The following is a 14,289-nucleotide window of genomic DNA, read 5'->3' on the forward strand; positions in this document are numbered from 1 at the left end:
CTCATCACCTCGTCTCGTCTTGACGCTCCTTCGCGCGAAGCTGACCGCAGGCTGCGTCAATGTCATGGCCTTGCTCTCTTCGGATCGTGACATTTACTCCGCGGGATTTCAGCGTTTTCTCAAAAGCAAAAATCTGCTCGCGCGGTGTGCGGACGTAATCCCGTTCAGGCACATAGTTTACCGGAATCAAGTTCACGTGGCATTTTACGCCTTCCAGCAAGTCTGCAAGCTCTTCAGCGTGCTCGACCTGGTCATTTACGCCGCCGAACAGACCGTATTCAAAGCTGATCCGGCGTCCTGTTTTATTAATGTAATATTTAACGGCCTCCATTAAATCAGGCAGCTTGTACGCTCTGTTAATCGGCATCAAACGGCTTCTGATTTCTGTATTTGGCGCGTGCAGAGAAATCGCAAAGTTAATCTGCATTTGCTGATCAGCGAATTCGTAAATTTTCGGGATGATTCCGCTTGTAGAAACAGTAATATGGCGGGCACCGATATTCAGTCCCTTATCATGGTTAATGATTTTCAGGAAGGCAAGCATTTCGTTAAAGTTATCAAATGGTTCGCCAATTCCCATGATGACGACAGAGCTGACGCGTTCATCCGTTTCATCCAGCGCTTTTTGAACTTTCACCACTTGAGCGACAATTTCGCCTGCTTCAAGATTTCGTTTTAAGCCGCCGAGCGTTGATGCGCAGAATGTGCAGCCAATGCGGCAGCCGACTTGTGTCGTTACACATACAGAATTACCATACTCGTGTCTCATTAATACGGTTTCGATTGTATAACCGTCGTGAAGCTCGAATAAAAACTTCATCGTGCCATCTTGAGAAGTTTGTTTAACTGCTGTTTTCAGCGTCGTTAATACGAAATGAGTGTTTAATTTCTCACGCAGATCCTTTGACAGGTTTGTCATTTCGTCAAAAGAAGATACTCGTTTTTCGTAAAGCCATTCAAAAATCTGCGCCGCGCGGAACGGTTTCTCTCCGTTGTCTGTCAGCCATTGTTTGATTTCGTCTAATTCAAAAGAATAAATTGAAGGACGCTCTGTCCGCAATTCTTTTCTGATCTTTGTTTTTTTAAGTTCTGTCATTGCTTATCCCTTCTTTCTCATGCTGCAAATAAAGAAACCATCTGTTCCGAAATAATGCGGAAGGATTTGAAGCCTCCCATCCCGAACAAAGGGTCTCGCCTTTTCAGGCAGCCGCTTTTCAAGAGACAAATCGGGTTCAAAATCAGGATGTTCTTGTATAAACGCATGGATAACTTCTTCATTTTCTGTCCGATCCATTGTACACGTACTGTAGACAAGAGTGCCACCTTTTTTTACTAATGGCGCAATTTCCCTTAAGATAGACAGCTGGATTTCAGCAAGCCGGGAGCTGTCATTCGGGGTTTTGGTGTATTTCATATCCGGCTTTCTTCTGATCACGCCAAAGCCTGAGCATGGAGCGTCAACCAAAATACGGTCAAACTGTTCACTTTTAAACGTTTCTCCCGCTTTTCTCGCGTCCATTGTTTTCGCATCAATAATGGAAAGGCCAAGCCGTTCTGACGCTTCTTTGATCAGCTTCACCTTATGTTTGTGAAGGTCAAGCGATGTCACACTTCCCTTGTTCTCCATTAATTCAGCGATATGGGCTGACTTTCCGCCCGGCGCCGCGCACGCATCAAGCACCGTTTCACCTGGCTTAGGGTCAAGGGCCCGGGCAACCAGCATGGAACTTTCATCCTGGATGGACACTTCACCTGTCTGGAAGAAGTGAGTTCCGGCGATTGTTCCCTTTACAAGCTTCACAGCATCCTCGGCGAGATCGCCTTTTTCTGCTTCGATTCCTTCAGCTGCCATTTGATCAAGTATCTCCGCTCTGTCTGTTTTCATTTGATTGATACGCAGCGTTTGCTTAGGCGGAATGAGATGAATGCGGCAAATCTTTTCAGCCGCATCAAATCCGTATGCGTCTGCCCACTCTTTCACGAGCCATTCAGGATGGCTGGTTTCTGTCGCAAGCCTGAGAACAGGATCTTCGATAGCGTCAAAGGAAGGGACTCCTTCCCGCTGAATAGAGCGAAGCACGCCGTTGACAAATGAGGCAATGCCTTTATGCCCGCGGTTTTTAGCAATCTCTACCGCTTCATGGATGACTGCCCGGTCGGGAATTTTCTCTAAATATTCCATTTGATATAGGGACAGGCGGAGAAGCTGGATAACCCACGGCTTCACCTTTTGCGGCTTGTTGATAAACGGCTTGAGCATATAATCCAGCGCGATTTTGTTTTGCAATGTACCGTACACGAGTTCAGTCAAAAGCCCCCGGTCCTGATCGCTCAGTTTATTGGATTTAATAACCGATTTCAGGAGCAGGTTACTGTATGCCTGATTTTGTTCTAATTTGACCAGCGCCTCCAGCGCAATATCGCGAACGCTATTTGTTTTCATTGTGTACTCCTAACATATCACCTGTCTCAACATGGGCGCCACGGACAAAGTCTTCGCCTCGCATGCGTTTTTTGCCGGCAGGCTGCAGCTCTGTTAATAACAGTGCCGTATCGTTTCCTGTGGCGACGATAATTCCTTCTTTTTCAATAGCAATGACTGTGCCGGGCTCGGCTTTTGCCGGCGCCGCTATTTTCTTGGCCGCCCACACTTTCAGGTTTTGTCCATTTAAAGTCGTATAGGCAACAGGCCATGGGTTTAAACCTCGAACTTGATTATAAAGCTCTTCCCCCGCTCTGGACCAGTCAATCAGCTCTTGTTCTCTTTTAATGTTTGGCGCATACGTCGCTTTCTCGTCATCCTGCTTTTCAGGTGATATGTCGCCGGCTATAACTTGAGGAACTGTTTCAGACAGAAGCTTCGCGCCAGCAACGCTTAATTTATCGTGCAGGGTTCCGACATTGTCGGTTTCTTCAATGTCTACTTCCACTTTTGAAATCATATCGCCTGCATCTAATTTTTCCACCATGTACATAATGGTAACTCCGGTTTTTTTCTTTCCTTGGAGAATAGAATAATGGATAGGAGCCCCGCCTCTCAGTTCAGGCAAAAGAGACGCATGGACATTAATGCATCCGTACTTAGGGCTGTCGAGAAGCTCTTTAGGCAGAATTTGCCCAAACGCTGCCGTCACAATAAGATCCGGTTTTAATGCCAGCACCTTTTCAATTTCTTCTTTCAGTCTGACTTTTTCAGGCTGAAGAACCGGGATACCGTGACGCAAAGCTTCTTCCTTCACAGGCGGAGGCGTAAGCACTTTTTTTCTGCCCTTCGGACGGTCCGGCTGCGTGACGACCCCCACTACTTCATATCCGTCATCTATCACGGTTTTTAACACAGGAACTGAAAAATCTGGTGTTCCCATAAACACGATTCTCGTCATCAAATCATCCTTCCATATCCGCTAGTTCATCTTCTGTATAATATTTGCTTATTTTTGATGTAAACAGCACGCCGTCCAAGTGGTCCATTTCATGCTGCACGGCTCTCGCGAAAAAGCCTCTTGCTTCAAGAATAAACGGTTTTCCTTGACGGTTATACGCCCGCACTTTCACATAATCGGCACGTGTGACATCTCCGTAGACGCCGGGAAAACTCAAGCATCCTTCAACTCCGGTTTGCTCGCCGCTTTGTTCAAGAATTTCCGGATTCACAAGGTCAATTCTGCCGCTTTCTTCTCCGATATCAACGACAGCCGCTCTTTTTAAAATACCGATCTGCGGCGCTGCCAGTCCGACTCCATCCATTTCGAGCATGGTATCGTACATATCATCAAGCAGTTTTTTTAGCTTTTTATCAAAAACAGTCACGGTTTCCGCAGGCGTTTCCAAAACCTCCGCGGGATGTGTGACGACCTTTTTTACTGCCAATTCATTACCCTCCAAGACGTGAGATCTTACATCATCATATAAGGATTCATATCAATTGAAATCATTACATGTTTTTGTTCAATTTCCCGTTTATAATGTTCCAGTATCTTCTTCAATAAAGCTGATATCTGGGTTTCCTGTTTGTATTTTATCACGCATTGATAGCGATATCTATCTTTGATCCTGGCGATCGGCGATGCGCTTGGACCGAGTATTTTCGTATCTGCCCCGCAGTTTGCTTTCAGAAAGTGTGCGATTTTCTCAGCCGTTACAGCCGCTTTTGCCACTTCCTCGTGAGAAACCGTCACAAGAGCCAAATAGTAATACGGCGGGTAGGATTGCTCCCTCCTGTGCGCCATTTCATGCTGATAAAACGTTTCATAATCATGCGTTTTCGTCAGCTGGATGCTGTAATGGGACGGTGTGTACGTTTGAATGATGACATTGCCGGGTTTTTCATGTCTTCCCGCGCGGCCGCTGACTTGCGTTAGCAGCTGAAACGTTTTTTCAGCAGATCTGAAATCAGGAATGTGCAGTGTTGTGTCAGCGCTTAAGACTCCGACAAGTGTCACATTCGGAAAATCAAGCCCTTTCGCAATCATTTGCGTTCCAAGAAGAATATCTGCTTTGCCTTCTCCGAAAGCAGACAATAATTTTTCATGGGCACCTTTCCGAGAGGTCGTATCAACATCCATCCGTATGACTCTTGCATGTGGCAGCACCTTTGTTAATTCTTCTTCCACTCTTTGTGTTCCCGTTCCGAAAAAACGGATATGATCGCTCCCGCATTCAGGACAAGTATGCGGAACAGGCTCTTCATGTCCGCAATAATGGCATTTCATCCTCTGGCCGGAACGGTGATACGTCATGGAAATGTCGCAATGAGGGCATTGTGGGACATATCCGCAGTCCCTGCACATCACAAAGGAGGAATAGCCCCTTTTATTTAAAAACAGCACAGCCTGTTCACCCTTGGCAATGGTTTCTTCAAGCTTTTCCATCAATTCTATTGAAAACATAGAGCGATTGCCGTTTCTGAGCTCCTCTCTCATATCCACAAGCGAAACCTCAGGCATCACTTGGTGATTGACGCGGTGTTTCAGCGAAAGCAGCTCGTACACTCCTTTTTGCGCCCGTGCATATGACTCTAACGTCGGTGTAGCACTACCTAACACAACCGGACAGCGGTGGTGCTCCGCTCGCTTGATCGCTACCTCTTTCGCATGGTAGCGAGGCATTTCCTCTTGTTTATAGGACGATTCATGCTCCTCATCGATGATAATCATCCCGAGATTTTCAAACGGGGCAAAAATAGCGGACCTCGCGCCAACGACAAGCCGTACTTCCTTGCGATGGATTTTGCGCCACTCGTCATACTTTTCACCAGTGGATAACCCGCTGTGCATCACGGCTACCTGAGAGCCGAAGCGCCCTTTAAAGCGATGAACCATTTGCGGCGTTAACGATATTTCCGGTACAAGTACGATGGCTTCTTTTCCTTTCGCAAGCACTTTTTCAATCGACTGGAGATAAATTTCCGTTTTGCCGCTTCCTGTAACCCCGTGCAGGAGAAACACTTGATGTTCATTGTTGTCTAACGTCCGGCGTATCGGCTGAAAGGCCGCGCTCTGCTCGTCTGTCAGCGGCAGCGGCTCTGTTTTTTTGAACATTTTGTCCTGATAGGGATCTCTGTAAACCTCTTCATAGGTTTCTTTCAGAAGCCCCTTTTGGATCAGGGTCTTGATGGTGGCTGAGCTTGCGTCTGTTTTTTTGCACAGGTCCGCAGCAGGTATTTTCGTGCCTTCCGGTTCCGTCATGAAAAAGTGCAGGATCGCCTGCTGTTTGGCCGCTTGTCGGGATAAACCCTCAGCCTGCTTGGAGAGCTCTTCTTTACCGGCATTGGCCTGAATATACCTGACCATTTTTTTGTTCGCTTTTTGCGCCACTTTATAAGTTACATCGATATGGCCTTTTTGAACCTGCTTCTGGATGATTTTCAGCGTATCGTGATCAGGTATATCGGAATACAGCAAGCTCTTTGTTTCAGAAAACAGCCGTTCTACCTGCGGCGGGATATCCGCACCTTCCGCAATCTTCAGCTCTTTTTCATATTTTGCCTTTAACGCGGCAGGCAGCATCGCTTGAAGCGCCGTAATCTTAAAAGACAGCGTTTTTTCTGACAGCCATGAAGACAAATGCATCAGCTCTTCTGTCAAAACAGGCGTAAGATCTAATAAATCCTCCACTTCTTTGACAGATTTACCTGAGAGATCAGACGTATCTTTGACAGCTGTCACAAACCCTTGAATTTTACGGGGGCCAAACGGAACAATGACCCTCATTCCCATTTTGATCATGCCTTTAAGATGGTCTGGGATTTTGTAATCAAACGGCCTGTCTATATTTTTGGTGCTGACATCAACGATGACTTCGGCAAAATTCATGAGTGCTCTCCGGTTTGTTTTAAGAGGGCTGCGACTTCTCCAAGAATGTCAAACGAAACATCGAGCTTAGACATCTTCGGCAGCTCGCGTTTGCGCCCGTCTTTGAAAAAGAGCGTCACAATATTCGTATCAGCACCAAAACCGGCCCCTGCCGCTTTCACATCATTCGCCACAATCATGTCAAGATTTTTGGCAGAAAGCTTTTTGCGGGCGTAATGTTCCACATCTTGTGTCTCAGCAGCAAAACCGACTAACAGCTGATGCTGTTTTTTCTCGCCCAATTCTTTTAAAATGTCGACTGTTCTTTTTAATTCAAGGGTCATTCCGCCGTCTTGTTTTTTCATTTTTTGGTCAAATACTGTTTTTGGCGTAAAATCGGCAACAGCAGCTGTTTTTATGACGACGTCGCTTCTCTCATACACAGAGAGCACCACATCGCGCATGTCCGCAGCCGATTGGACAGGGATAAACTGAGAAAGCCCTTTAGGGACATCAAGCGAAACCGGCCCTGAGATCAAGGTCACGTTTGCACCAAGCCGCACCGCAGCCTCAGCTAATGCGTATCCCATTTTACCCGTCGATTTATTCGTGAAAAAACGCACAGGATCAACTGCCTCCCGTGTCGGGCCTGCTGTGATCACCACTTGTTTGCCTTCTAAAAGCGCGTCTTTTTCTTCTGCAAAATGCTTTTCCGCAAGTTTCACGATGTTTTCAGGTTCTTCCAATCTTCCTTTTCCAACGTAACCGCATGCTAAATAGCCCTCGCTCGGTTCAATAAAACGAAAACCATCCTGATAAAGGACAGAAATATTGCGTTTGACAGCCGGATGGTCATACATATGCACATTCATGGCGGGCGCAATCCATACCGGCGCTGTTGCCGCTAATAAGGTTGTTGTCAGCATATCATCAGCAATGCCGTTGGCCAGTTTTCCAATCACATTGGCCGTAGCCGGCGCAACAATAATCAGGTCGGCCCAGTCAGCTGCGTCTATATGAGAGATGACGCTTGGATTTTGTTCTTTAAATGTATCTGTATATACTTCATGGCGGCTCAATGCCTGAAATGTCAGCGGTGAAACGAACTGGCACGCAGATTCAGTCATAATGACTTTAACATTTGCCCCTGCCTGCACCAGCTTGCTTGTCAGCGCACAGGCTTTATAAACAGCGATGCCTCCGCTCACGCAAAGCAACACATTTCGATTGTTCAGCAATGACTTCTCCCCCTCTGCAATTTAAAACAGCACGGAAAAAAATAACAACCTACATGATATAGGTTGCTACTTGTGCTACTATTCGCGGTCTTCCTTTTCAAACGAAAGCAGGCCTGCATCAATTTCTTCTAAAGCTTTGCCTACATATTTGTGTGAAATCGTATGTTCAATCATCTGGTCTTTTTTGATTTGCATTTCACGCGCGCGTCTAGCAGAAACGGTTACGAGCGTGTATTTTGAATCCAATTTATTCATTAATGAGTCAATTGACGGATCTAACATCAGTTATTCAACCTCCAGCATTTTCTTATATCTTGGTGCAACGCGCTCACGCTTCAAATGTTCAGCGAGAACGATTGCTTTGATTTTGTCGCAAGCCGTTTCGACATTATCATTTTCTACGACGTAATCATATGCGTCCATCATTTCGATCTCAGCTTTTGCGGCTTTCATGCGATTTTCAATCAGAGCATCTGTTTCCGTTCCTCTTGTCACAATTCTGTTCTTCAGTTCAGAAAGACTCGGAGGCGCAAGGAAAATAAACAGACCTTCCGGGAAAGCATTTCTCACTTGAAGAGCGCCTTGAACTTCGATTTCTAAAAAGACGTCTTTTCCTTCTTGGAGCGTCTGTTCAACATAATCGACAGGAGTGCCGTAATAATTGCCGACATATTCTGCCCATTCAAGCAGTTTATTGTTTGCAATCATTTGCTCAAATTCTTCTCTCGTTTTGAAAAAATAATCGACTCCGTTCACTTCGCCCTCTCGCGGGGTTCTCGTTGTTACTGAAATCGAATACTCGAATTTTGTATCTTCTTGCGAAAAAATCGCTTGCCGAACCGTTCCTTTACCAACTCCTGAGGGACCTGAGAGAACGATTAATAACCCTCTTTCTTTCATGCGGCAATTATCCCTGCCCTTCATCCATAATTTCTTCTTTAACAGAAAGTCTGTGTGCAACTGTCTCAGGCTGGACGGCAGATAAGATAATGTGATCACTATCCATGACGACAACTGCACGGGTTCTTCGTCCGTATGTAGCGTCAATTAGCATTCCGCGGTCTCTTGCATCCTGGATCATCCGTTTGATTGGCGCAGACTCCGGGCTGACAATCGAAATCATCCGATTGGCGGAGATAATATTGCCAAATCCGATATTAATCAGTTTAATCGTCATCTTCTACGTTCCCCCTGTAAAATAGACGTCTCTAGTTTAGCCTAGCAAGTCCGTCTGTAAACAATACGCACAGTCACTATTCTATATTTTGCACTTGTTCTTTTATTTTTTCAATAGAACTTTTCATTTCGACGACAAGCTTTGTGATCTGGTGATCATTTGCTTTTGAGCCGATTGTATTTGCTTCCCGATTCAGCTCCTGGACAAGAAAGTCGAGTTTGCGCCCGACAGCTCCGCCTTCAGCTAATATATCACGAAACTGAGCGAAGTGGCTCTTCAGTCTTGTAATCTCTTCTGTAATATCAGAGCGATCTGCAAAAATAGCGCATTCTGTAACAAGCCGGCTCTCATCCAACACGTCTTCGGTCCATTCCTTTATTCTGGCGTACAGCCGTTCCCTGTAACGAGATACAGCATCGGCTGCCAAAGATTCGGTCTTTTCGGCCAGCTCTTCAAGCTGATCAATATGCATCAGACAGTCTTTGGCTAAAAGCAGCCCCTCTTTTTCGCGCATCTCACAGAGTCCTTTTACGGCTTCCTCTGCAGCAGCTGTTATTAACTCCTCAAGCTTTTCATTTTGAGTCTGTTCCTCATGAATCTGGACGACATGATCAAGCTTGAAGAAGTCCATGACATCAGGCTCTGCGGACAATTGATATCGCTTTTTCATATCCTCTGCAGCTGCGACAAACTCATCGAGAAGCGGCCAATCAATATCAAGCCTTCTCTCTACAAGCATATCACTGTCAACGGAGACGAAAAGCTCAATTCTTCCGCGCTGTATGTACTGCAGAATCGTCTGTTTCAGCTTATCTTCTAAATATAGCAAAGGCCTTGGCAAACGAGCGTTCACTTCTTTAAACCTGTAATTCACAGATTTAAGTTCAACGCTTACAGAGAGATCATCTTGTGTTTTGCTTGCACTGCCGAAGCCTGTCATACTTCGTATCATAAATAAAACACCCAATTTCTTCCCTGTTCTCAAAATAAAAGGGCAATAGACATGCTATTACCCCTAAGATTATATCATATGAATTTATTTTTTTCTTGTCAAAAGTGACCCCGCCAGCAAAAAAGTAGGGATGGCCGACATGCCGATGACCAGCATCCAGTCTCCCGGCGTGATGGCAACCGTATGGAAAATCGGCTGAAGCGGCGGATAGTAAATGACCACCAGCATCAGTAAAATCGATGACAATACAGCGCCGATCAGATACAAGTTTTCAAACGGATTTCTGGAAAAAACGGATGTTTCGCTCCGGCAGTCAAATACGTGAATGAGCTGAGCCAGCACCAACGTCGCAAACGCAATTGTCTGCGCATAAGACAAATTCTCAGGATTGCGGTGATACACGATGATAAAAGCCAAAATCGTGGCAGCACCGATTAAAAACCCTCTGGAGACCACCTTCCATCCAAGCTTGCGGGCAAACACCCCTTCTTTCGGGTGACGCGGTTTCCGCTTCATAACGTCTCCTTCCGGCTGATCCATGCCGAGCGCCATCGCCGGCAATCCATCTGTCACCAAGTTGACCCACAAAATCTGAATCGGCACGAGCGGCAAAGGAAGGGCAAGCAGCATGGCGAAAAGCATGACCAAAATTTCTCCTACGTTAGAAGCCAGCAGGTATCGGATAAATTTTCTAATATTTTCATAGATGTTTCTGCCTTCTTTAATCGCTGATTTAATGGTTGCAAAATTATCATCTACGAGAATGAGGGATGATGCTTCCTTCGCCACATCCGTTCCTGTAATACCCATGGCAACGCCGATGTCAGCCTGTTTGATAGCCGGCGCGTCATTGACGCCGTCTCCTGTCATTGCAACGATATGTCCGTTTTCCTGATACGCTTTAACAATCTTCAATTTATGCTCAGGGGAAACGCGGGCAAACACATACACATCCTCCACTACGTCAGAAAGCTCTTCTTGCGAAAGCTCATTCAGCATCTGGCCGTCCATGATTTTTCCGCTTTTCGGGAGGAGGCGCAAATCTTTCGCTATAGCTTTTGCTGTCTCAACATGATCCCCTGTAATCATGACAGTCTTAATTCCCGCTTCACGGCATTCTTTAATCGCCTGTCTGACTTCAGGGCGCGGCGGATCTATGATGCCTGAAAGGCCAAGCATTGTCAGATCTTTTTCCGCCTGCTCCATTGACGGTGTTTCCCCTGCTTTTACCGGTCTATAGGCAACGGCAATCGTTCGGAGCGCCTGGGAAGCCAATTGCCGTAATACTGCCTCTGTTTCTGCTTTTCTCTCATTTGAGAAAAGAGCGGCAGAGCCGTCATAATAAATACGGGCGGACCGCTTCATCAGTACATCCGGCGCGCCTTTCGTAATGATATAGCGCTTTCTGTCCTGATCCTCTACAATGACAGTCATCATTTTTCGTGCTGAATCAAACGGAAACTCCTCAACCACCCGGTAATGGGATTCCACAAACTCCTTTGAAAAGCCGCCTTTTCTTGCCGCAGTGAGCAGCGCTCCCTCTGTCGGATCTCCGTCAAGCACATAGTCACCGTTTCTATTCTCAATATTCGAGTTGTTACAAAGCGCTCCGAATAACAGCATTTGCTCCAGCGGCTTATGCTCATTCACACTGACCTCTTTATCGTTCAGTGTGAAGCCTCCTTTCGGATCGTAGCCCGTGCCCGACACTCTCCACGTTTTTCCTCCGGACCATACATGTGTGACCGTCATTTTGTTTTGCGTCATTGTTCCTGTTTTGTCTGAACAAATAATAGAGGCACACCCAAGCGTCTCAACAGCCGGAAGCTTTCTCACGATTGATTTTTGCTTGATCATACGCTGTACACCCAATGACAGCGCTACTGTCACAATGGCTGGCAGCCCTTCTGGAATGGCGGCTACCGCTAGCGAAACACCGGCTAAAAACATGCTGTACAGATCGTGTCCCTGGATCACGCCGACAGCGACAACAAGCACAGTGAGCAGCAAAGCGACAACAATTAAAATTTTCCCGAGCTGCTCGAGCCTTCTTTGCAGCGGGGTTGACAGAGTTCCCGCCGATTCAAGCATGTCAGCGATTTTCCCCATAGCCGTGTTCATTCCTGTACCGACGACAACACCGACACCGCTGCCGCGGGTGACGATGGTTCCCATAAAGGCCATATTCGTAATATCCCCCAGCGACACATCGGGTTTTTTCAATTTATCCGCATGTTTCACAACCGGGATTGACTCTCCGGTTAACGCTGATTCTTCAATTTCAAGGCTTTTAGCTTCGACAATTCGGACATCTGCTCCAATCCGGTCGCCGCTTGTAAACTTCACAATGTCGCCCGGTACCAGTTCTTTCGAAGGGATCTTTGTCCAGCTTCCTTCCCTGAGCGCCATCACATGAGGAGTTGACAGCTCTTTTAATGCCTGAAGAGATTGCTCTGCACGCCGTTCTTGAAAGAACCCAAGTATGCCATTCACAAACACAATCGCAATAATCGCAACCGCGTCCACATATTCACCAAGAAACCCTGAAATTAATGTTGCCGCAAGCAGCACAAGCACCATGAAATCTTTAAACTGCGCCAAAAACAAGATAAGCGCTGATGTTTTTTTCCCTTCTTGAAGCTCGTTTGGCCCATGCTTGTCGAGGCGTTTTTTCACCTCTTTTTCAGTTAATCCTTGTTTCATGGACGTATTTGTTGCCTCTAATAAATCTGTTTGTCCCATTTCATGAAACTTCATTCCGCTCGTCCACTCCCCTGCTCTCTTATAGAGATATCACTCTATAAGCATGCTTATTCTGACTCGTCCCATTTCATGCTATAATTATCGAATGCAGGAAGAATGAGAGGGTGTATTATATATGTCGTTTGATGGCATGTTTACATACGGAATGACACACGAACTGAACGAGCGAATAATGGGCGGACGGATCACGAAAGTCCATCAGCCTTATAAGCACGATGTGATTTTTCACATCCGCGCCAATGGAAAAAACCAAAAGCTTTTATTATCGGCACACCCAAGCTATTCACGGGTGCATATCACGGCCCAAACGTATGAAAACCCGAGTGAACCGCCGATGTTTTGCATGCTGCTAAGAAAGCATATTGAAGGCGGATTTATTGAAAAAATTGAACAGGCGGGCCTTGACCGCATTATGATTTTTCATATTAAAAGCCGGAATGAAATCGGTGATGAAACGCATCGAAAACTTTATGTCGAAATTATGGGCCGCCACAGCAATATCATTCTGACGGACGGAGAGGAAAATGCGATCATCGACGGGCTGAAGCATTTATCGCCGTCAATGAACAGCTATCGCACCGTACTGCCGGGCTACGATTATAAGCTTCCGCCGGCCCAGGACAAGATCTCACCGCTAGAAGCGACTGAAGATGACATGTTGCGTCATCTCAGTTTTCAAGAAGGACGGCTAGATAAACAAATTGTTGACCATTTTTCCGGTGTTTCTCCGCTCTTCGCAAAAGAAGCTGTCCACAGAGCGGGCCTTGCCAACAAAGGAACACTGCCAAAAGCGCTTCTGGAGCTCTTTGCAGAGATAAGGGAGCACCGTTTCAACCCTAACATTACGACTGTTAACGGGAAGGAATATTTTTATCTGCTGGAGCTGACTCACCTTAAAGGAGAAGCACGCCGCTTCGATTCATTAAGTGAGCTGCTGGACCGTTTTTATTTCGGAAAAGCTGAGCGGGACCGGGTTAAACAGCAGGCTCAGGATCTTGAGCGGTTCGTTGTGAATGAACGGAAAAAGAACGCCAACAAAATCAAAAAACTGGAAAAAACACTGAAGTATTCGGAAAACGCTAAGGAATTTCAGCTTTACGGGGAGCTGCTGACCGCAAATTTATATATGATGAAAAAAGGCGACAAGCAGGCTGAAGTCATCAACTACTATGATGAGGAAAATCCGACAATCGCCATCCCGCTGAATCCGAACAAGACACCTTCAGAGAATGCACAGGCCTATTTCACTAAGTATCAGAAGGCGAAAAACTCAGTTGCCGTTGTCGAAGAACAAATCAGGCTGGCTCAGCAAGAAATTGTATACTTCGACCAGTTGATTCAGCAGCTGTCTTCCGCTTCTCCGCGCGATATCAGTGAAATCAGAGAAGAGCTTGTGGAGGGGAAATATTTACGTCCTAAGCAGCAAAAAGGGCAGAAAAAACAAAAACAGAACAACCCTGTTTTAGAAACATACGAATCCTCTTCCGGTCACACTATTTTAGTCGGCAAAAACAACCGTCAAAACGAGTATTTAACGACCAAAGCAGCTGCCAGAGACGACATATGGCTTCACACGAAGGATATCCCGGGCTCCCATGTTGTCATCAGAAACAGCGAGCCGGATGAACAAACAATTATTGAAGCCGCCACAATTGCAGCTTATTTTTCAAAAGCAAAAGATTCAAGTTCTGTGCCTGTTGATTATACAAAAATCAGGCACGTCAAAAAGCCGAACGGCGCAAAGCCCGGATTCGTGACTTATGACAGCCAGCATACCGTCTTTGTCACGCCTGATGCGGATACTGTTATCAGGCTGAAAAAAAGCTGATTTATATAAAGAAAAGCCAGAGCAGCAACTGCTCTGGC

General features: G+C 46.1%; 12 protein-coding genes. 1 reads left to right on the plus strand and 11 read right to left on the minus strand.

Translation table 11 applies throughout. From position 1 onward, the window contains the following. Positions 1-4: 4 nt before the first annotated feature. The 11 genes from rlmN to MTN95_RS02100 all read right to left on the minus strand — a co-directional run bounded on the left by rlmN (position 5) and on the right by MTN95_RS02100 (position 12,417). The gene (gene rlmN, locus MTN95_RS02050; RefSeq protein WP_024121361.1) at positions 5-1,096 is read right to left on the minus strand and encodes a dual-specificity RNA methyltransferase RlmN; all 1,092 of its coding nucleotides are present in this window, start codon (positions 1,094-1,096) and stop codon (positions 5-7) included. A 3-nt stretch (positions 1,097-1,099) separates the two neighbouring features. After that, entirely contained in the window at positions 1,100-2,443 is a 1,344-nt protein-coding gene (gene rsmB / locus MTN95_RS02055) for a 16S rRNA (cytosine(967)-C(5))-methyltransferase RsmB (protein WP_227599180.1), read from the minus strand. Then, positions 2,430-3,383, minus strand: a complete 954-nt coding sequence (fmt, locus tag MTN95_RS02060) for a methionyl-tRNA formyltransferase (RefSeq protein WP_248336778.1) — start codon at positions 3,381-3,383, stop codon at positions 2,430-2,432. Before fmt ends, rsmB begins: the two co-directional genes overlap by 14 nt. Positions 3,384-3,387: 4 nt before the next feature. Further along, the gene (gene def, locus MTN95_RS02065) at positions 3,388-3,870 is read right to left on the minus strand and encodes a peptide deformylase (protein ID WP_024121358.1); all 483 of its coding nucleotides are present in this window, start codon (positions 3,868-3,870) and stop codon (positions 3,388-3,390) included. Positions 3,871-3,896: 26 nt separating this feature from the next. After that, positions 3,897-6,314 carry a primosomal protein N' gene (gene priA / locus MTN95_RS02070; protein WP_248336780.1) on the minus strand — a complete coding sequence of 806 codons (2,418 nt, stop codon included), beginning with the start codon at positions 6,312-6,314 and terminating at the stop codon, positions 3,897-3,899. Continuing rightward, positions 6,311-7,531 (minus strand): bifunctional phosphopantothenoylcysteine decarboxylase/phosphopantothenate--cysteine ligase CoaBC, encoded by a 1,221-nt coding sequence (gene coaBC / locus MTN95_RS02075; protein ID WP_248336782.1) that lies wholly within the window; start codon positions 7,529-7,531, stop codon positions 6,311-6,313. Before coaBC ends, priA begins: the two co-directional genes overlap by 4 nt. Before the next feature lie 78 nt (positions 7,532-7,609). Continuing rightward, positions 7,610-7,813 carry a DNA-directed RNA polymerase subunit omega gene (gene rpoZ / locus MTN95_RS02080; protein ID WP_003221520.1) on the minus strand — a complete coding sequence of 68 codons (204 nt, stop codon included), beginning with the start codon at positions 7,811-7,813 and terminating at the stop codon, positions 7,610-7,612. Positions 7,814-7,816: 3 nt separating this feature from the next. Beyond that, the gene (gene gmk, locus MTN95_RS02085) at positions 7,817-8,431 is read right to left on the minus strand and encodes a guanylate kinase (RefSeq protein WP_248336784.1); all 615 of its coding nucleotides are present in this window, start codon (positions 8,429-8,431) and stop codon (positions 7,817-7,819) included. Positions 8,432-8,438: 7 nt separating this feature from the next. Beyond that, the gene (gene remA / locus MTN95_RS02090) at positions 8,439-8,708 is read right to left on the minus strand and encodes an extracellular matrix/biofilm regulator RemA (RefSeq protein ID WP_003154355.1); all 270 of its coding nucleotides are present in this window, start codon (positions 8,706-8,708) and stop codon (positions 8,439-8,441) included. Between the two features lie 76 nt (positions 8,709-8,784). Next, a complete protein-coding gene (locus MTN95_RS02095; RefSeq protein ID WP_024121354.1) occupies positions 8,785-9,660 on the minus strand; it encodes a YicC/YloC family endoribonuclease in 876 nt (291 codons plus the stop codon). 84 nt (positions 9,661-9,744) lie between these two features. Beyond that, positions 9,745-12,417 carry a calcium-translocating P-type ATPase, SERCA-type gene (locus tag MTN95_RS02100; RefSeq protein WP_248336786.1) on the minus strand — a complete coding sequence of 891 codons (2,673 nt, stop codon included), beginning with the start codon at positions 12,415-12,417 and terminating at the stop codon, positions 9,745-9,747. Positions 12,418-12,538: 121 nt separating this feature from the next. On the opposite strand from MTN95_RS02100, the gene rqcH reads away from it, so the two are divergent. Further along, positions 12,539-14,251, plus strand: a complete 1,713-nt coding sequence (gene rqcH / locus MTN95_RS02105) for an Rqc2 family fibronectin-binding protein (RefSeq protein WP_248336788.1) — start codon at positions 12,539-12,541, stop codon at positions 14,249-14,251. Positions 14,252-14,289: the final 38 nt, after the last annotated feature.

Source organism: Bacillus sp. 2CMS4F (assembly GCF_023161785.1).
Classification (GTDB): Bacteria; Bacillota; Bacilli; order Bacillales; family Bacillaceae; genus Bacillus; species Bacillus halotolerans.